The sequence below is a fragment of the Brevundimonas sp. TWP2-3-4b1 genome (assembly GCF_049897665.1).
Lineage (GTDB): Bacteria > Pseudomonadota > Alphaproteobacteria > Caulobacterales > Caulobacteraceae > Brevundimonas > Brevundimonas subvibrioides_B.
This window is the reverse complement of record NZ_JAFCWQ010000001.1, coordinates 463,331-479,466: the sequence shown is the minus strand read 5'-3', so window position 1 is coordinate 479,466 and position 16,136 is coordinate 463,331. Positions and strand designations below refer to the sequence as shown.

Here is a 16,136-nt window from a genome sequence, read left to right as displayed (position 1 = left end):
CTGGCCTTGGCCAGAACCATCGTGATCGCAGCCGTCAGCGTCGTCTTGCCGTGGTCCACGTGACCGATCGTGCCGATGTTGCAATGCGGCTTGTTACGTTCGAACTTTTCCTTGGCCATTCTCTTCTCTCCGTCCCCTGAACAGGGGGCTTATTCCTAGGTTTTCAGGGGGTATCCGACGGACCGAAGCCCGTCGGGATTGTTGGGTTTAGGCGCTGTACTTCTTGATCACTTCGTCGGCGACGTGTTGCGGCACCGGCTCATAGTGGTCGTACTGCATGGTGAACTGGGCGCGGCCCTGAGACATGCCGCGCAGCGTGTTTACATAGCCGAACATGTTGGCCAGGGGCACGAAGGCGTTCACGACAGTGGCGTTGCCCCGCATGTCCTGACCCTGGATCATGCCGCGACGGGCGTTCAGGTCGCCGATGACCGAACCGAGGTAGTCCTCGGGGGTCACGACCTCGACCGCCATGATCGGCTCGAGCAGCTTCGGAGCGCCCTTTTCCTTCAGTTCGCGGAAGGCGGCGCGGGCCGCGATTTCGAACGCCAGCACGCTGGAGTCGACATCGTGGTATTTGCCGTCCGTCAGGCTCGCCTTGAAGTCGATCAGGGGGAAGCCGGCCAGCAGACCCGAGTCCTTGATGGAGTTCAGGCCCTTTTCGACGCCGGGGATGAATTCCTTGGGGATGGCGCCGCCGACGATCGTGTTCTCGAACACGAAGCCCGAGCCGGGCTCGCCGGGTTCGAACGTGATCATGACGCGAGCGAACTGGCCCGTACCGCCGGTCTGCTTCTTGTGGGTGTAGTCGATGTCGACCTTGCGGCCGAGCGATTCACGATAGGCGACCTGCGGCGCGCCGATGGTGGCCTCGACCTTGTAGGTGCGCTTCAGGATGTCGATCTTGATGTCCAGGTGAAGCTCACCCATGCCCTTCAGGATCGTCTGGCCCGACTCATGGTCGGTCGAGACGGTGAAGGACGGGTCTTCCGAAGCCAGCTTGGCCAGGGCGACGCCCAGCTTCTCCTGGTCGGCCTTGGTCTTGGGCTCCACCGAGATCTCGATGACCGGCGCCGGGAATTCCATCTTCTCAAGAATGACGGGCGACTTCAACGGATCGCACAGGGTGTCGCCGGTGCGGGTGTCCTTGAGGCCGGCCAAGGCGACGATGTCGCCGGCATAGGCTTCCTTCACGTCTTCACGGTTGTTCGAGTGCATCTGCAGCATCCGGCCGACGCGCTCTTTCTTGTCGCGGCTGGAGTTCAGCAGGTTCTGGCCGGTTTCCATCTTGCCCGAATACAGGCGGCAGAAGGTCAGCGAGCCGACGAACGGATCGTCCATGATCTTGAACGCGAGGATCGACAGGGGCTCGTCGTCCGAGGCGCGACGCACGACGGGCTCTTCGGTCTTGAAGTCGATGCCCGGGGTCGGCGGGATGTCCGTGGGCGAAGGCAGGTAGTCGACGACGGCGTCGAGGAGCGTCTGCACGCCCTTGTTCTTGAACGCCGAGCCGCACAGGATCGGATAGAAGGCGCCGGTCAGCACGGCCTTGCGGATGCACTTCTTGAGCACTTCCAGCGAGGGCTCGTTGCCATCGAGGTAGGCCTGCATGGCGTCGTCGTCGAGTTCGACGGCGTTGTCGATCAGGTACTGGCGAGCCTCCACGGCCTTGGCCATCAGGTCGTCCGGGATCGGGCCGACGGTGAAGTTGGCGCCCAGGGCGTCGTTGTCCCAGACCACGGAATTCATGGCGACGATGTCGACCAGCCCCGACAGGGTGTTTTCCGAACCGATCGGGAACTGGATCGGCACGGCCTTGGCGCCCAGGCGGTCGCGGATCGACTGGACCGAGGCGTCGAAGTCGGCGCCGATCTTGTCCATCTTGTTGACGAAGACGATCCGCGGAACCTTGTACTTGTCGGCCTGGCGCCAGACCGTTTCGGTCTGCGGCTCGACGCCGGCGTTGCCGTCCAGCACCGCGACGGCGCCGTCGAGCACGCGCAGCGAACGCTCGACTTCAATGGTGAAGTCCACGTGGCCGGGGGTGTCGATGATGTTCAGGCGCTTGCCCTGCCAGAAGGCCGTGGTCGCAGCCGAGGTGATCGTGATCCCCCGCTCCTGCTCCTGGTCCATCCAGTCCATGGTCGCGGCACCGTCGTGGACTTCGCCGATCTTATGGTTCTTGCCGGTGTAGTACAGGATCCGCTCGGTCGTCGTCGTCTTGCCCGCATCGATGTGGGCCATGATTCCGAAGTTGCGGTAGTCCTCGAGCGCGTGTGTGCGGGCCATGAAAGCGTGCCTTGAAAGTATGTTCAGGACGCGGTCCGCGTCCTCGGGAGATCGTCGATGTGGCGGATAAGCGAGCGCGGGCGATTTAGCTCAAACCGCCCGCGCCGGATAGGCCTAGATAGTGTCGCTGTTTGACGCTTTGAAGGCGCCTACCAGCGGTAGTGGCTGAAGGCGCGGTTGGCCTCGGCCATCTTGTGGGTGTCTTCGCGCTTCTTGACCGCGGTGCCGCGGTTGTTCGACGCATCCAGCAGCTCGGCGGCCAGCTTTTCGGTCATGGTGTTCTCACCACGCTTGCGCGCGGCGTTGACCAGCCAGCGGATGGCCAGGGCGCGGCGGCGATCGGGGCGAACCTCGACCGGCACCTGATAGGTGGCGCCGCCGACGCGACGCGAGCGGACTTCAACCGACGGCTGGACGTTTTCCAAGGCGGTGTGGAAGGTCTGGACCGGCTCGAAGTCCTTCTTCTTGTCGGCCAGGATTTCGAAGGCGCCGTAAACGATGTTCTCGGCGACGGCCTTTTTGCCCTCGTACATGACGTAGTTCATGAACTTGGTGACGGTCAGATCCTTGTATTTGGGATCCGGCAGGACTTCGCGTTTCTGGGCGCGGTGACGACGTGACATGGGCTGGGCCTTCTAAATCGGTGTCTGGAAGAAGCCGGATGAGACCGGCTGAATCTGGAAAGTGCGGGTCGCTTACTTCGGACGCTTGGTGCCGTAGTGCGAACGGCGCTGCTTGCGGTCCTTGACGCCTTGCGTGTCGAGCACGCCGCGCAGGATGTGGTAGCGCACGCCGGGAAGGTCCTTCACGCGGCCGCCGCGGATCAGGACCACCGAGTGCTCCTGAAGATTGTGGCCCTCGCCGGGGATGTAGCACACGGCTTCGTAGCCGCTCTTGGCCAGACGGACCTTGGCGACCTTACGCAGAGCCGAGTTCGGCTTCTTCGGGGTCGTCGTATAGACGCGGGTGCAAACGCCGCGACGCTGGGGCGAGCCCTCCAAGGCCGGCACCTTGTTGCGCACGGGCTTGGGCTTGCGGGGCTTGCGGATCAGCTGGTTGATCGTAGGCATCGGTAGACAGTCTCGACTTCTGATGGAGGCGTGTGCCTGTCGGCCGGGGCGCCTCGGTTTCCTTCTTTTGAACGGCCCTTCAGGACCGCCCGGGGTCGTTCGAGACCGGATGCGGCACGACCAAACAGCCCAGGCGCGCCTCCGGTAAGCCGGAAAACACAAAGGGCCGGAACGCGCGCTTTGGGCGTTCCGGCGGGCACAGCCCGTCCGTTCAATTGTGACGATCAGGATGGGTCACCGAAATGGCCCGCCTCGAAAGTCCGGCGCGTTTACGCTTGAGGGGCCTTCAGGTCAAGACCGATGGTCCGCCCTACTCAGCCACCGGCCTGGTCAGATCGAACTCCACCCGAAAGTGCCGGTTGGCCCGACGCAACTCATAGGCGAACATCCGGTCCGGGTGGACCTCCATCGCCCAGACGTTGGTCGTGGAGACTGCGGCGGCATTGGCGTTGAACAGGGCAATGGAGAAGGCATCGACGGGAAATTCCTGGCGCTCGGCCGTCCCGAGGCTTGCCGTGTCGCCGCCGTACATGTGCAGCACGTCCACCGTGCCGTCCTCGTGGCGGTGATCATGCTTCAGGCGGACGCCCCCGGCCGTCCGCGTGACAATCCACACCCGCGAGCGGTCCTCGCCGACGCTGAACGGGATTCGCACCTCTTCCGGCGAACAGTCGCGGACATGCATCAACAGGCGCTGGCTGGCGAAGCTTGCATCCGCCGCGTCGGTCGTGACCACCCGGCCTTCGAAGCGCTGGCCGCACAGGGCGTTCAGCCGGCTCATGAAGACGTCCTGCGGCCCGGACGGCGCGGACGTGGTGGCGCAGGCGGACAGGATGACTGCGACGGCGGCGATCAGGGCGGTTTTCATGCGGAGAGGGTCGCGCGCTTTGACATCGTGCTCAAGGCGCCAAGACGCCCGTTGACTTCGCGACTTCCCTGAGTATGTTCCGCGCCTCTCATTTTACGGCTCACCCGCCGTCGCAAAGGTAATTTCCGATGGCAAAGCCCGCCTCAATCAAGATCCGGCTGAACTCCACGGCCGACACCGGCTTCTTCTACGTCACCAAGAAGAATGCCCGCACGATGACCGAGAAGATGGTCGTCAAGAAATATGACCCGGTAGTGCGCAAGCACGTCGAGTTCAAGGAAGGCAAGATCAAGTAGGCCTTGATCCCACGCTGCTTCTGAAGCGCCCGGTCGGAAACGACCGGGCGTTTTGCTGTCCGGAGCCTAGGCCGCCCGCGCGATGACGCGGTCGCGTCCCGTGGCCTTGGCCTCGTAGACGCCTTCGTCGGCGCGTTTCAGCAGGGCCTCAGGCGTATCGCCCGCCCCCAGGGTCGCCGCCACCCCGATCGAGATGGTCACCGTCAGGTGCTCCTGACCGCCCATGACCCGGAACGGGGTCGAGCCGACGTCGCGGCGAATGCGTTCGGCAATGCGCTGGGCGTCCTCGAGCCTGGTGCCCGGCATGATGACCACGAACTCCTCCCCCCCCTGTCGGCAGGGCAGGTCAACGGCGCGAACGTTGGTGGCCAGCCGCACCGCGAACTCGCGCAGCACCTCGTCGCCCGCGTCGTGGCCGAAGCCGTCGTTGACCTTCTTGAAGTGGTCGATATCCAGGACCAGCACCGAGACCGGCTCGCCGCCCTGGGCCGCCCGAGTGACAAAGGCTTGAAGTTGACCCGCCATATAGCGGCGGTTGTGCAGCCCCGTCAGGGCGTCGGTGACGGCCATCTCCAGGCTGTAATCCAGCTTCTCCTTGAGGAAGTCGGTGTAGCGCTTCCTGCGGATCTGCGTCCGCGCCCGCGCCGCCAGCTCCTCGGGGTCCACGGGCTTCATCAGGATGTCGTTGACGCCCAGCTCCAGCGCCTTGACCAGCCGCGGCCGGTCCGACGGATCGACCACGGCCAGGATGGGCAGGTGCCGCGTCGGCTCGACCGACCGCACCTGGGCGATCAGGCGCAGGCCGTCGAACTCGGCCGCCGCCACATTGATGATCATCAGGTCGATCGCGCCCCTGGACGCCAGCAGCCCGCCGGCCGCATCGTTCTCGACCATCGGCCGGTGCTCGCGCGTCAGCTCCTCGGCGATCCGCTGCGCCTGGCGTGCATTGTCATCGACGATCAGGACCCGGCCGCCCGAGCCGCGCAGTCGCCCGGCTCCGTCCGTCGTGACTCCCAGCCGCCGCCCGCTCTCCTCGCGCTCGCGCAGCTCGTCCATGACCAGTTTCAGCCGGGTCAGCGACCGCACGCGGGCGAACAGCACCACGTCGTCCAGCGGCTTGGTGACGAAGTCGTCGGCGCCCGCCTCCAGCCCCTTGATCCGGTCCTCGCGTCCGTCCAGCGCCGTCACCAGCACGACGGGAATATGGTTGGTGAGCGGATCAGCCTTAAGGCGCCGGCAGGTCTCGAACCCGTCCATGCCGGGCATCATGACGTCCAGCAGGATGATGTCCGGCTGTTCCGCCGCCGCGAGGGTCAGCGCCTTCGCCCCGGCCTGGCAAGTCAGGACGTCATAGTATTCCAGCGTCAGCTTGGCCTCGAGGAGGCGGACGTTGGCCTCGACATCGTCGACCACAAGAATACGCGCGGTCATTGAACGGCTATCCCACTGTTGCCGGCTGGCTGAGGTGCTTCTTCACGGTTTCCAGGAAATGCATCACCGAGATCGGCTTGGAGATATAGGCCTCGCAGCCGCCCTGCCGGATCCGTTCCTCGTCGCCCTTCATGGCGAAGGCGGTCACGGCGATGATCGGGATGTGGGCCAGTTCCTCGTCGTCCTTGAGCCATTTGGTCACCTCCAGCCCCGAGATCTCGGGCAGCTGGATGTCCATCAGGATCAGGTCGGGCATGTGCTGGCGTGCCATGGCCATCGCCTGCATCCCCTCGCGGGTCTGCAGGATCTCATAGCCCTGCGAGTCGAGCAGATCATGAAACAGCTTCATGTTCAGCTCGTTATCCTCGACGATGAGGACTTTCTTGGACATCTTCACCCGGTCTGGCCGCCTCGACTGGCGCGGACGTCGCGCTGACAGGCATGCCGCTTCTTCGATTGGGATTGTGGCGGCCCAGTCTTAAGTTGGGGTGAAGTCGGGAATTCAAGCTTCACCATGAAAGCCATCTGTCGCGACTGCCGGTGGGCCGGGGAGGATACGGTCGTCCGCTGCCCGTCCTGCGGCTCGCCGCGAGTGATCTGCGACCCCGAGCTCGACAGGCTGTCGATCGCCCATCTGGACTGCGACGCCTTCTACGCCTCGGTGGAGAAGCGCGACCGCCCGGAACTGCGCGACAGGCCCGTCATCGTCGGCGGCGGCGTGCGCGGCGTGGTCTCGACCTGCTGCTACATCGCCCGCCAGTCCGGCGTCCATTCGGCCATGCCGATGTTCAAGGCGCTCAAGGCCTGTCCGGACGCCGTGGTCCTCAAGCCGGATTTCTCGAAATACGTCCCCGAATCGGAGCGCATCTTCCGCTTCGTCGGCGAGCTGACGCCCCTGGTCCAGACCCTGTCCCTCGACGAGGCCTGGATCGACCTCTCCGGCACCGAACGCCTCAACGGCGGCCCGCCAGCGCTCCAGCTGATCCGCCTCCAGAAACGGATCGAGGACGAGACCGGCCTCGGCGTCTCCATCGGCCTGGCCCCCAACCGCTTCCTCGCCAAGATCGCCTCCGAACTGGACAAGCCGCGCGGATTCTCCGTCATAGGCACGGCCAATGCCCAGGCGGTCCTGGCCCCGAAATCCGTCCGCATCCTGCCCGGCGTCGGTCCCGTCTTCGGCAAGACCCTGGTCTCGGACGGCTTCGCCACCGTCGGCGACCTCGCCGCCGCCGACGTCCGCGATCTGGTCAAACGCTACGGCGAAACGGGCCTTCGGCTCCACGACCTCGCTCACGCTCGCGACGCCCGCTCCGTGAATCCCGAGCACGACCGGCGCGGCATGAGCGCGGAGAATACCTTCAACACCGACCTGACCGCGCTCGAGGAGCTCGAGGCTGAACTCTGCCCCCTGTGCGAGAAGGTCGCCTCCAAGGCCCGCCGCGACGGCGTCTCCAGCCGCGTCGTGGTGCTGAAGCTGCGCCGCACCGACTTCAGGATCGTCACCCGCCGGCGGACGATGCCCGACCCGGTCCAGACCGCCCGCGCCCTGTTCGCCATCGGCCGCGAACTGCTCGCCCCCGAGCTCGGCCGACCCTACCGCCTGATCGGCATCGGCCTGGCCGACATCCAGGACGCCGAGCACAGGCCCGAAGGCCTGTTCGCTTCGCCGGACCGCCGCACGCTAAAGACAGAGACCACCATCGACGCCCTGCGTGCTAGATTCGGCAGCAATGCCGTCATCGCGGGCCGGGCGTTGAAGAAATGAAGCTTCTATACCGCTACTCGAAAACGTCGCTGGCGTGGCTCGGCCTCGCTGCCTTGTTGATGATCGCGTTCCTGATGGCGTTGCTGTTCGCGGGGGCTTCGCAGTGGAAAAGTGTTCAGCCGCTCGCGATAGTCGCTTTCGGCGTTGGCTGGTACGCCCGCACACGCCGTATCGCTTTTGAACCCGATCACGGCCGCATCCCGCTTGGGTACCGATCTGCGTATCTCGTGAGAAACACGGCGGCGATGCTCGTCGGAGTCGCCGCCTTCCTGGGCATTTTTATCGTCGCTCTCTTGATCAAAGAGCTGCCTCTCCGACCCCTGATCGGAGGCAGCCTGACAATGCTGGCGTTAACCGCCTGGGCGATCGTAATCGCCACCAACGAGGCCTATCTTGGGAGACTCGCAACCACTTGAGGCCGTTCAACCGCCCTTAAGCCGGCTCGTGCATCCTCCCCCCATGTCCGCATTCCTCGACAAGATGCGCCGCCGGGGCGGTCGCTACCTCGGCGTCCAGTCCGTGCCCATCGGCCCCAAACGCGGCGTCTTCAGCCTGTCGTTCGACGACATCCCGGTGACCGCCTGGACCGAGGCCGGCCCCATCCTCGAGGAGCATGGCGTAACCGCCACCTACTATGTCGCAGGCGGTCTGTCGGGCGGACAGAACCTGGGCCTGCCCCAGTTCACCACCGACCACCTCCAGGCCCTGTTCGGCGCCGGCCACGAGGTCGGCTGCCACACCTTCGGCCACACCAGCGCCCTCGCGGTCTCGCCCGCGGCCTATGCCGCCGATCTGGACAGGAACGCCGCCTGGGTGGCCGAAAGGCTGGCGGGCCATGTCATGACGACCTTCGCCTGGCCCTACGGAGACGTCTCGGTCGGTGCCAAGGCCATAGTCGCGGACCGCTTCGCCCTCGCCCGCGGCGTCCGCGACGGCGTCAACGCCGGCAGCGCCGACCGCGCCAACCTCCAGGCCATCGGCCTCGAGAGCCGCCGCCTGCCCGGCTACGATCTCGAGGCCCTCATGGCCGCGACCGCCGCCCGCAAGGGCTGGCTCATCGCCTACGGCCACGACGTCATGGACGGCCCGACGCCTTACGGCTGCACCCCGGACGACCTCGATCGCGTGATCCGGCTGGCGAAAGCGGCGGGGCTGGACATCATGCCGGTGGGCGAGGCGTGGCAAAAGATGGCTGCCTGATTTCAGTCCCTCTCCCCCTGCGGGAGAGGGAGCCCGCGCACGGCGGCGATAGCCGCAGTCCTGGCGCGGTCGGGTGAGGGGTGACACCGCCGTCGAAGGTGCGTGCCGACAAATCTCTCACCGGCCAGCCTGGAGTCACCCCTCATCCGACCTCGCTTCGCTCGGCCACCTTCTCCCGCAAGGGGAGAAGGGACGGTGGGGGCCATACCCATCAACGGATCCCCCAAATCCGCCTTTCGATTCAACGCCCGCCTCTTTTCAAAGCCTTTATCGCAGGCGCCCCTCGAAACCGTGCGACAGTGCGGCTGGTCTTTAACATCGCCGCTCCAACACCCTCCCGGATGTAGACTCTGTCGACTCTGTCGACTCCCGTTTTGGAGTCGCACGACCCGAACGCTTCGAACGCTCCGTACGCTTCGGACGGTGTATTGCCGTTCGCACGCCTGGCCTCACCCCGACCATTCGTCACACCAGCACGAACCACGCTGCACTGTCAGACCCGCGACAATTCAACACCTTAGCGCGACCATCCCGCGCCTTGACCTTCCCGCCCCTCGCCTATAGGTTCCGCGCCGAATTCAGACCCCTGTCGGGGCCCGCAAATCCATGCGTGGCCGGGCGGGGTTCGAAACAAACAAAGCCCATGTCCCTGCCCCCGGAATCGCGCGAAGAGGCGATCAAACGCCTCACCGACAGCGCTTCGTCTCTGGAGGCGCGCACTGCCCGCGAGGTTTCTCACGAGGCGGCGGGTCAGGCGGCGGCCGGTCAGGCGTGGCGGATCATCGCCGACCTGTTCGGCGGCGTGTTCGTGGGTCTGGCGCTCGGCGCCATCGTGGACTGGTATTTCCATACCAATCCCTGGGGTTTGATCGGCGGCGTCCTTCTGGGCTTCGCCGTTTCGGTTTGGATGGCCTGGTCGACGGCGCAACGCCTGATGGCCCAGGCGAAAGCAAGTGGAGTGGAGCCGAAGTCGGTTCCCTTCGACGATGACGAAGAAGACTAAAAGGCGCCCATGGCTGATCCGCTTCACCAGTTCCAGATCGTTCCCCTTGTCGACTTCGGCACGGTGACCCTGCCTGTCATCGGCGAGCAGCAACTCGCCTTCACCAACTCGCACCTGGCCATGACCGTCGCCTTCGGCGTGGTTGTCCTGTTCCTTCAGGTCGTGACCGCCGGCGCCAAGGTCGTCCCGGGCCGCTGGCAGTCCGCCGGCGAGACGATGTTCGGCATGATCGACGGCATCGTCGATTCCATCATCGGCCATGACGGGCGCAAGCTGTTCCCGTTCGTCTTCACCGTCTTCACCTTCATCCTGGCCATGAACTTCATCGGCCTGTTCCTGACATTCACGGCCACCTCGCAGATCGCCGTCACCGCCACCTTCGGCGTGCTGACCATCCTGCTGGTGCTGGCCATCGGTTTCGCCAAGCACGGCCTCGGCTTCTTCAAGCTGTTCGTCCCGTCGGGGGTGCCGTGGCCGGTCCTGCCCTTCGTGATCGTCATCGAGTTCGTCTCCTTCCTGCTGCGCCCGGTCACCCTGACCCTTCGTCTGTTCGGCAACATGATGGGCGGCCACGTGGCCCTGAAGGTCTTCGCCGGCTTCGTGGTCGTGGGCGTCGGCGGGTCCGTCGGCCTCGGCCTCGGCATCCCGATCGCCCTGCTGTCGATGGGCATGACCGTCGGCCTGACCGCGCTGGAGTTCCTGGTGGCCTTCCTCCAGGCCTTCGTCTTCGCCGTTCTGACCTGCATCTACCTCAACGATGTGGTCAACCTGGGCCACGGGCACTAAACCCCCACCTCAGTTTTCGTCCCAACCAACCAACCTCAGACTAGGACTAAAGATTATGGAAGCAGAAGCCGCCAAGCTCATCGGCGCCGGCCTCGCAATGACCGGCATGATCGGCGCCGGCATCGGCGTCGGCAACATCTTCGGCTCGTTCCTGACGGGTGCCCTGCGCAACCCGTCGGCCGCCGGCTCGCAAATCGGCAACCTGTTCGTGGGCGCCGCCCTGGCCGAAGCCCTGGGCATCCTGTCCTTCGTTCTGGGCATCCTGCTCTACTCGGCCTGATCGCCGAACCCGATCAGGCGCGGCGCCGGTGATCCGGCCGCCGCGCCTTTTCGCCTGATTTCAGAACAGACGGACCATGGCTGCACAAACTCCCGAACTCGTACCTCCCGCGTCCGACACGGCCCCTGTCGATGTCGCGACGACGCATGCCTCGACCGAAGCCGCACACGGCGAAGGCGGCGGGCTGCCCCAGTTCGAGTTCCAGCACTGGTTCGGACAGATCGTCTATCTGATCTTCCTGTTCGCCATCCTCTACTGGCTGATCGCCAGGGTCTTCACCCCGCGCATGCGCCGCGTGTTCGACGAGCGTGAGACCACCATCTCCACCGCCGTCGCCACGGCCCGCCAGGTCCAGGCCGAGGCCGCCGGCCAGGCCGAAGCCGCCAAGGCCGAGGTCGAGAAGGCCCGCGCTGACTCGCGCTCCGCCTCCGTCGCCGCCAAGGCCCGCGTCACCGACGAGGCCAACCGTCGCGCGGCCGAGGAAGAAGCCGTCGTCAACGCCCGCATCGCCGAGGCCGAGATCGCCATCGGCAAGACCCGCGACGCCGCCATGGCCAATGTCGCCACCATCGCCGCCGACACAGCCTCGGCCATCGTCGAGCGCCTGACCGGCAAGGCCCCCTCGGCCGCCGAGGCCACCGCCGCCGTCAAGGGAGCCGTCTGATGAACATGTTCATGGAAGAGGGCTTCTGGGGACTCCAGAGCGCCGAGATGTGGGTCCTTGTCGGCCTGCTGATCTTCATCGGCATCTGCATCTACGTCGGCGTGCCGAAACTGGTCGCCGGCCAGCTGGACGCCAAGGGCGCCAAGATCCAGTCCGAACTGGATGAGGCCCAGCGCCTGCGCGCCGAGGCCGAGGCCCTTCTCGCCACCATCCGCGCCGAGAAAACCGCCGCCGAGGCCCAGGCTCGCGACATGCTGGCCGCCGCCGAGGCCGACGCCCGCATCATGGAAGCCGAGGCCAAGATCCGCCTTGAAGAGACCCTGGCCCGTCGCCAGGCTCTGGCCGAGCGCCGCATCGCCTCCGCCGAGGTCCAGGCCACGGCCGAGGTCAAGTCCGCCGCCGCCGAGGTGGCCGCCCAGGCCGCCGAGACCATCCTCACCGCCCGTATCGCCGGCGCGAAGACCGACCCCCTCCTCGACGCCGCCATCGCCCAGATCGGCACGCGCCTGAACTAGGGGTATCGCCTGAAGTCATGCGAATGGGCGGCGCACCGGTCCGGTGCGCCGCCCTTGTTTTTTGTCATCCCGGCCGAAGCGAAGCGAAGAGCCGGGGCGCGCTCAGTGCGCCGGTGCGACGCCGTCCATCAACTTGGCGGCGCGCTTCTCCCGCGCCACCAGCCGGGCGTAGACATTGCCCAGCACGATGCCGAACACGGCATGGCTGACCAGCATCCAGGCCACCATTCCGAATCCGCCCGATCCGCGGAGAATCCGCGGATCGCCGAACAGGAACACCGCCACCATCAGTACCGCCCAGGCGCCGACCGCGAAGATGATCCCCTTGGTCTCCGGCGTCTGACCCGGCATCCGCGGACACAGGATCCCGAACAGGGCCCCCAAGATCACCGTCCCCGCGATAAAGTGGGCGATCCACCCCACGGCCAGGTTCCCGGGCATCCCGATCAGACTGGCGACAAAGAGTGGAGACGGTTCCACCCACGGTCCAGCAAACACATTCACGGCTTCGAGTATTGAGACAGCGACCGTGGCGAACAGGCCGGCCATCATTCCCTTCTGTACGCGTGACATCATAACGACAGCGCCTCCCAACGCTTATTGTCTGTTCCGATAACGCGGGGAGGACTCTACGCCTCTCGCGGCGAGACACTAAACAGCCATATTTCACAAAGCCGTGCTTCGCAGTTGCGAAGGAACGGGAGAGCGTTGCCGTTTCGACAGCCCTTGCTAGAGTTCAGACATCGAGCGGAGGCGCCGATGGTTGGTTCGAGCGTGTTTCAGGGCCGGATGTCCCGACGACCCTATTTCCTGTCGGTGCTCGGGTTGTGGGTAATCCTGCTGGCGGCCCAATCTTTGCTGCTGGACCTGCCGAACTTCATCGAGAGCGGACGGATTCTGGATTCACTCTGGCGTGGGGACTATGAGGTCTATGGCGCGGCGACTGACGCTGCGATCCAGCAGACGGACTATCAGACGGCCCGCTACGCTGCCCTCGCGGCTCTGACGCTGGCTCTCTTCGCGGCTTTCCTGATCCTCAGCGCCCGTCGCCTCCGCGATCTCGGACGCCCCGGTCGCTATGCCTGGATCGCGCTGATCCCGTTCGTCGGCGCCCCGGCCCTTTTCGCCGTGCTGATCCTGTTGCCCGGCGATGCGGGCGAGAACGCTTACGGCCCGAGTTATCAGGCTCGTGCTGATCAGGAAGCGGAACATGGCTTCCGTCCGGCCGCTCGAGCCTGACATAAACGCCCTGTCCGGATTTTTCAGCTTCGAAGGCCGCGCCTGTCGCATAGCCTCCGCCTGGGTCGCCGCCCAAGCCGCCGAGCCCCTCTTGGCCGCCCGCATCGCCGGCGCGAAGACTGCCTCCTGCTCGACGCCGCCATCGCCCAGATCGGCCAGCACCTGAACTAGGCGGCGAACCGGACGCCCAGCATCCGCCCGGTAATGTCCCACAACTGCGCCGCTGCTGCTGTATCCAGGGCCTGGGGTTCGGCCTTCACCGGCCCGGGCGAACCCTTCAGCTCGTTCATCCGGGTCGCCCCCAGATAGGCCCCGCCCTTCACCGTCGGCTCCGTCGCCGCCATCAGGATCGGCAAGGCCCCGGCCTGCTGCGAATGACTGATCAACGGCTCGATGAGGGGCCGATACAGCAGGCCCATCAAGGCTCGCGACACCGGCCGCCCGGTCAGCGGCCCGTTGCCAATCAGGCCTGTCCGGGCATAGCCGGGATGGGCCACCACACTGGTCAATCCCCACCCATGGGCGGCGCTGCGACGGTCCAGCTCCAGCCCGAACATCAGCATCGCCAGTTTCGACTGCGCATAGACCGGCCAGGCCTTATACCGGCGCGCATAATTCAGATCGTCGAATTGGATACGGCCCCGGCGGTGGGCAATGCTGGACAGCTGGACCACCCGCGCCTGCCCCGCCTTCAGCAGCGGCAGCAATCTCGCCGCCAAGGCGAAATGGCCCAGATAGTTGGTCGCGAACTGCATCTCGAACCCGTCGACCGTCACCTCCCGCTTCGGCAGCGCCATGACTCCGGCGTTGTTGACCAGGATATCGACAGGGCGCCCCTGCGCCAGCAGGCGATCGGCAAAGGCAGCGACCGACGCCTGACTGGCCAAATCCAGGGCCTCGAACCGGACCGTGGCGGCCGGGACCGCACGGCGGATGCGCCGCATCGCGTCGTCGCCCTTCATGGAGTTGCGCGCTGCGATGACGACCTCGGCGCCTTTGCGGGCGAGTTCGAGAGCGGTCTCGAATCCTGTGCCGCCGGTCGAGCCGGTGACGACCGCCAGTTTTCCGGTCTGGTCGGGAATGTCGTCTGTCGTGAAAAAGGCCATGACGATCAAGTCGGCATGGCCTCCATCATTCACAAGGCGTCGAAGCTACTCCGCCGCGATGTTCGTCCCTTCCGGGGCGGTCCAGCGCAGCTTGGGCGAACGCGCAGCTCGGGTCTCGTCGAGGCGACGCAGGGGCGCATGGAACGGCGCACCCTTGAAACGGTCCACCTCGCCGGCCTTCGCCGCTTGGGCCAGCAGACGCAGGGCGTTGATGAACCGGTCCAGCTCAGCCTTGGACTCCGTCTCGGTCGGCTCGATCAGCATGGCGCCGTGGACGACCAGCGGGAAATACATGGTCATCGGGTGGAAGCCCTCGTCGATCATCGCCTTGGCGAAGTCGAGCGTGGTGATGTCCGTGCCTTTCAGCCATTCGTCGTCGAACAGGGCCTCGTGCATGCAGGGGCCGTCCGGGAAGGCCGCCGACATCACGTCCGACAACCGGGCCTTGATGTAGTTGGCGTTCAGCACCGCATCCTCGGCCACCTGACGCAGGCCGTCCGAGCCGTGGCTCATCATGTAGCTGAGGGCGCGGGTGTACATGCCCATCTGGCCCTGGAAAGCGCACATCCGGCCGAAGGCCTGGGCGGCCTCGTCCTCCTCCCGCTCGATCAGGCGATAACCATCCGCGTCATGCACGACCCAGGGGGCCGGGGCGAACGGCGCCAGGGCGGCCGACAGCACGACCGGACCCGAGCCGGGACCGCCGCCGCCGTGGGGCGTCGAGAAGGTCTTGTGCAGGTTGATGTGCATGGCATCGACGCCCAGATCGCCCGGGCGGACCCGGCCGACGATGGCGTTGAAATTGGCCCCGTCGCAGTAGAAATAGGCGCCCGCCTCGTGGGTCAGGCGGCTGATCTCGAGGATGTCGCGCTCGAACAGGCCGCAGGTGTTGGGATTGGTCACCATGATGGCAGCGACGTCGTCGCCCAGCTTGGACGCCAGATCGGCGACATCGACGCGGCCGTCGTCGGTCTGGGCCACTTCTACCACGGTGTAGCCGACGAAGGCGGCGGTGGCCGGATTGGTGCCGTGGGCCGAGGTCGGCACCAGCACCTTGCGGCGCCGCTCATGCTGGCCCGAGGCCTCGTGGGCGGCGCGGATGGCCATCAGGCCGCACAGCTCGCCATGGGCGCCGGCCTTGGGCGACAGGGCCACGGCGGGCATCCCGGTCAGGGTTTTCAGCCAGTGGGCCAGGGTATCCATCAGCTCCAGCGCACCCTGAACCGTCGAGGTCGGCTGCAGCGGGTGGATGTCGGAAAAGCCGGGCAGACGCGCCATTTTCTCGTTGAGGCGCGGGTTGTGCTTCATCGTGCACGAGCCCAGCGGATAGATGGCCAGGTCGATCGCGTGGTTCTTCTGCGACAGCCGCACATAGTGGCGCATCGTCTCGGGCTCGGAGAGGCCCGGCAGGCCGATCGGGTCCTTGCGGACCAGATCGCCGAGGTCCGACCCGTCTGACTTCGGCTCCGGCAGGTCGACGCCGGTCTTGCCCCAGCCGTCGCTTTCGAAGATCAGGTGTTCAGCCTGCAGCAAGCCGCGGCCGCCGGTCAGGGTCGGATACTTGTAGTCGTGATCATTCGCGGTCGGGGCAGTCGGACGGCCGACAGTGTTCATCGTGCTCATG

General features: G+C 65.7%; 20 protein-coding genes. 10 read left to right on the top strand and 10 right to left on the bottom strand.

The features are described 5' to 3' along the window. The 5 genes from ACP7A5_RS02385 to ACP7A5_RS02365 form a co-directional block, all read right to left on the bottom strand. Positions 1-119 (bottom strand): GTP-binding protein (locus ACP7A5_RS02385; RefSeq protein WP_426038994.1); only part of this gene is annotated, 119 nt, incomplete at its 3' end. Positions 120-207: 88 nt separating this feature from the next. Further along, positions 208-2,289 carry an elongation factor G gene (gene fusA, locus ACP7A5_RS02380; RefSeq protein ID WP_426040391.1) on the bottom strand — a complete coding sequence of 694 codons (2,082 nt, stop codon included), beginning with the start codon at positions 2,287-2,289 and terminating at the stop codon, positions 208-210. Positions 2,290-2,438: 149 nt separating this feature from the next. Then, positions 2,439-2,912: a 30S ribosomal protein S7 gene (gene rpsG, locus ACP7A5_RS02375; RefSeq protein WP_056615544.1), complete on the bottom strand. Its 474-nt coding sequence runs from the start codon at positions 2,910-2,912 to the stop codon at positions 2,439-2,441. Positions 2,913-2,984: 72 nt separating this feature from the next. Beyond that, positions 2,985-3,359 (bottom strand): 30S ribosomal protein S12, encoded by a 375-nt coding sequence (gene rpsL / locus ACP7A5_RS02370; protein ID WP_013269204.1) that lies wholly within the window; start codon positions 3,357-3,359, stop codon positions 2,985-2,987. 310 nt (positions 3,360-3,669) lie between these two features. Then, a complete protein-coding gene (locus tag ACP7A5_RS02365; protein WP_426040390.1) occupies positions 3,670-4,227 on the bottom strand; it encodes a hypothetical protein in 558 nt (185 codons plus the stop codon). Between the two features lie 128 nt (positions 4,228-4,355). On the opposite strand from ACP7A5_RS02365, the gene rpmG reads away from it, so the two are divergent. Continuing rightward, on the top strand, positions 4,356-4,523 hold the full coding sequence (rpmG, locus tag ACP7A5_RS02360) for a 50S ribosomal protein L33 (RefSeq protein WP_003164451.1): 168 nt from the start codon (positions 4,356-4,358) through the stop codon (positions 4,521-4,523). A 66-nt stretch (positions 4,524-4,589) separates the two neighbouring features. Here rpmG and ACP7A5_RS02355 read toward each other — a convergent pair whose 3' ends face one another. Together ACP7A5_RS02355 and ACP7A5_RS02350 are read right to left on the bottom strand one after the other, a co-directional pair. After that, positions 4,590-5,954, bottom strand: coding sequence for a PleD family two-component system response regulator (locus ACP7A5_RS02355; RefSeq protein ID WP_426040389.1), 1,365 nt, complete (start codon positions 5,952-5,954; stop codon positions 4,590-4,592). 7 nt (positions 5,955-5,961) lie between these two features. After that, on the bottom strand, positions 5,962-6,345 hold the full coding sequence (locus tag ACP7A5_RS02350) for a response regulator (protein WP_426040388.1): 384 nt from the start codon (positions 6,343-6,345) through the stop codon (positions 5,962-5,964). 123 nt (positions 6,346-6,468) lie between these two features. Here ACP7A5_RS02350 and ACP7A5_RS02345 point away from each other — a divergent pair, with 123 nt between their 5' ends. The 8 genes from ACP7A5_RS02345 to ACP7A5_RS02310 all read left to right on the top strand — a co-directional run bounded on the left by ACP7A5_RS02345 (position 6,469) and on the right by ACP7A5_RS02310 (position 12,167). Further along, complete coding sequence (locus ACP7A5_RS02345) at positions 6,469-7,719, top strand: DNA polymerase IV (protein ID WP_426040387.1); 1,251 nt, start codon at positions 6,469-6,471, stop codon at positions 7,717-7,719. Next, complete coding sequence (locus ACP7A5_RS02340; RefSeq protein ID WP_426040386.1) at positions 7,716-8,135, top strand: hypothetical protein; 420 nt, start codon at positions 7,716-7,718, stop codon at positions 8,133-8,135. Before ACP7A5_RS02345 ends, ACP7A5_RS02340 begins: the two co-directional genes overlap by 4 nt. Positions 8,136-8,178: 43 nt before the next feature. Continuing rightward, positions 8,179-8,919, top strand: coding sequence for a polysaccharide deacetylase family protein (locus tag ACP7A5_RS02335; protein WP_426040385.1), 741 nt, complete (start codon positions 8,179-8,181; stop codon positions 8,917-8,919). A 643-nt stretch (positions 8,920-9,562) separates the two neighbouring features. Next, positions 9,563-9,922, top strand: a complete 360-nt coding sequence (locus tag ACP7A5_RS02330) for an AtpZ/AtpI family protein (protein WP_303696276.1) — start codon at positions 9,563-9,565, stop codon at positions 9,920-9,922. Between the two features lie 9 nt (positions 9,923-9,931). Further along, positions 9,932-10,708: a F0F1 ATP synthase subunit A gene (locus ACP7A5_RS02325; RefSeq protein ID WP_303696277.1), complete on the top strand. Its 777-nt coding sequence runs from the start codon at positions 9,932-9,934 to the stop codon at positions 10,706-10,708. A gap of 55 nt (positions 10,709-10,763) precedes the next feature. Beyond that, complete coding sequence (locus ACP7A5_RS02320; RefSeq protein ID WP_168045007.1) at positions 10,764-10,988, top strand: F0F1 ATP synthase subunit C; 225 nt, start codon at positions 10,764-10,766, stop codon at positions 10,986-10,988. A 76-nt stretch (positions 10,989-11,064) separates the two neighbouring features. Then, positions 11,065-11,652: a hypothetical protein gene (locus tag ACP7A5_RS02315; protein ID WP_426040384.1), complete on the top strand. Its 588-nt coding sequence runs from the start codon at positions 11,065-11,067 to the stop codon at positions 11,650-11,652. Then, a complete protein-coding gene (locus ACP7A5_RS02310) occupies positions 11,652-12,167 on the top strand; it encodes a F0F1 ATP synthase subunit B (RefSeq protein WP_426040383.1) in 516 nt (171 codons plus the stop codon). The genes ACP7A5_RS02315 and ACP7A5_RS02310 overlap by 1 nt, the downstream gene beginning before the upstream one ends. A 102-nt stretch (positions 12,168-12,269) precedes the next feature. On the opposite strand, the gene ACP7A5_RS02305 is transcribed toward ACP7A5_RS02310, so the two are convergent. After that, positions 12,270-12,740 carry a DUF6789 family protein gene (locus ACP7A5_RS02305; RefSeq protein ID WP_426040411.1) on the bottom strand — a complete coding sequence of 157 codons (471 nt, stop codon included), beginning with the start codon at positions 12,738-12,740 and terminating at the stop codon, positions 12,270-12,272. 186 nt (positions 12,741-12,926) lie between these two features. Between ACP7A5_RS02305 and ACP7A5_RS02300 the strand changes: the two genes are divergently transcribed. Continuing rightward, positions 12,927-13,406 carry a DUF805 domain-containing protein gene (locus tag ACP7A5_RS02300; protein ID WP_426040382.1) on the top strand — a complete coding sequence of 160 codons (480 nt, stop codon included), beginning with the start codon at positions 12,927-12,929 and terminating at the stop codon, positions 13,404-13,406. Positions 13,407-13,573: 167 nt separating this feature from the next. Here ACP7A5_RS02300 and ACP7A5_RS02295 read toward each other — a convergent pair whose 3' ends face one another. Next, a complete protein-coding gene (locus tag ACP7A5_RS02295) occupies positions 13,574-14,512 on the bottom strand; it encodes an SDR family oxidoreductase (RefSeq protein WP_426040381.1) in 939 nt (312 codons plus the stop codon). A gap of 45 nt (positions 14,513-14,557) precedes the next feature. Then, complete coding sequence (gcvPB, locus tag ACP7A5_RS02290; RefSeq protein WP_426040380.1) at positions 14,558-16,135, bottom strand: aminomethyl-transferring glycine dehydrogenase subunit GcvPB; 1,578 nt, start codon at positions 16,133-16,135, stop codon at positions 14,558-14,560. Position 16,136 lies beyond the last annotated feature (1 nt).

What these genes read in the sequence shown, in the direction of transcription:
- ACP7A5_RS02350 (WP_426040388.1), bottom strand. Translation starts at nt 6,345, where the DNA reads ATGTCCAAGAAAGTCCTCATCGTCGAGGATAACGAGCTGAACATGAAG.
- rpmG (WP_003164451.1), top strand. Translation starts at nt 4,356, where the DNA reads ATGGCAAAGCCCGCCTCAATCAAGATCCGGCTGAACTCCACGGCCGAC.
- rpsG (WP_056615544.1), bottom strand. Translation starts at nt 2,912, where the DNA reads ATGTCACGTCGTCACCGCGCCCAGAAACGCGAAGTCCTGCCGGATCCC.
- ACP7A5_RS02325 (WP_303696277.1), top strand. Translation starts at nt 9,932, where the DNA reads ATGGCTGATCCGCTTCACCAGTTCCAGATCGTTCCCCTTGTCGACTTC.
- ACP7A5_RS02365 (WP_426040390.1), bottom strand. Translation starts at nt 4,227, where the DNA reads ATGAAAACCGCCCTGATCGCCGCCGTCGCAGTCATCCTGTCCGCCTGC.
- gcvPB (WP_426040380.1), bottom strand. Translation starts at nt 16,135, where the DNA reads ATGAGCACGATGAACACTGTCGGCCGTCCGACTGCCCCGACCGCGAAT.
- rpsL (WP_013269204.1), bottom strand. Translation starts at nt 3,359, where the DNA reads ATGCCTACGATCAACCAGCTGATCCGCAAGCCCCGCAAGCCCAAGCCC.
- ACP7A5_RS02315 (WP_426040384.1), top strand. Translation starts at nt 11,065, where the DNA reads ATGGCTGCACAAACTCCCGAACTCGTACCTCCCGCGTCCGACACGGCC.
- ACP7A5_RS02305 (WP_426040411.1), bottom strand. Translation starts at nt 12,740, where the DNA reads ATGTCACGCGTACAGAAGGGAATGATGGCCGGCCTGTTCGCCACGGTC.
- ACP7A5_RS02295 (WP_426040381.1), bottom strand. Translation starts at nt 14,512, where the DNA reads ATGGCCTTTTTCACGACAGACGACATTCCCGACCAGACCGGAAAACTG.
- ACP7A5_RS02335 (WP_426040385.1), top strand. Translation starts at nt 8,179, where the DNA reads ATGTCCGCATTCCTCGACAAGATGCGCCGCCGGGGCGGTCGCTACCTC.
- ACP7A5_RS02345 (WP_426040387.1), top strand. Translation starts at nt 6,469, where the DNA reads ATGAAAGCCATCTGTCGCGACTGCCGGTGGGCCGGGGAGGATACGGTC.
- ACP7A5_RS02355 (WP_426040389.1), bottom strand. Translation starts at nt 5,954, where the DNA reads ATGACCGCGCGTATTCTTGTGGTCGACGATGTCGAGGCCAACGTCCGC.
- ACP7A5_RS02300 (WP_426040382.1), top strand. Translation starts at nt 12,927, where the DNA reads ATGGTTGGTTCGAGCGTGTTTCAGGGCCGGATGTCCCGACGACCCTAT.
- fusA (WP_426040391.1), bottom strand. Translation starts at nt 2,289, where the DNA reads ATGGCCCGCACACACGCGCTCGAGGACTACCGCAACTTCGGAATCATG.
- ACP7A5_RS02320 (WP_168045007.1), top strand. Translation starts at nt 10,764, where the DNA reads ATGGAAGCAGAAGCCGCCAAGCTCATCGGCGCCGGCCTCGCAATGACC.
- ACP7A5_RS02330 (WP_303696276.1), top strand. Translation starts at nt 9,563, where the DNA reads ATGTCCCTGCCCCCGGAATCGCGCGAAGAGGCGATCAAACGCCTCACC.
- ACP7A5_RS02340 (WP_426040386.1), top strand. Translation starts at nt 7,716, where the DNA reads ATGAAGCTTCTATACCGCTACTCGAAAACGTCGCTGGCGTGGCTCGGC.
- ACP7A5_RS02310 (WP_426040383.1), top strand. Translation starts at nt 11,652, where the DNA reads ATGAACATGTTCATGGAAGAGGGCTTCTGGGGACTCCAGAGCGCCGAG.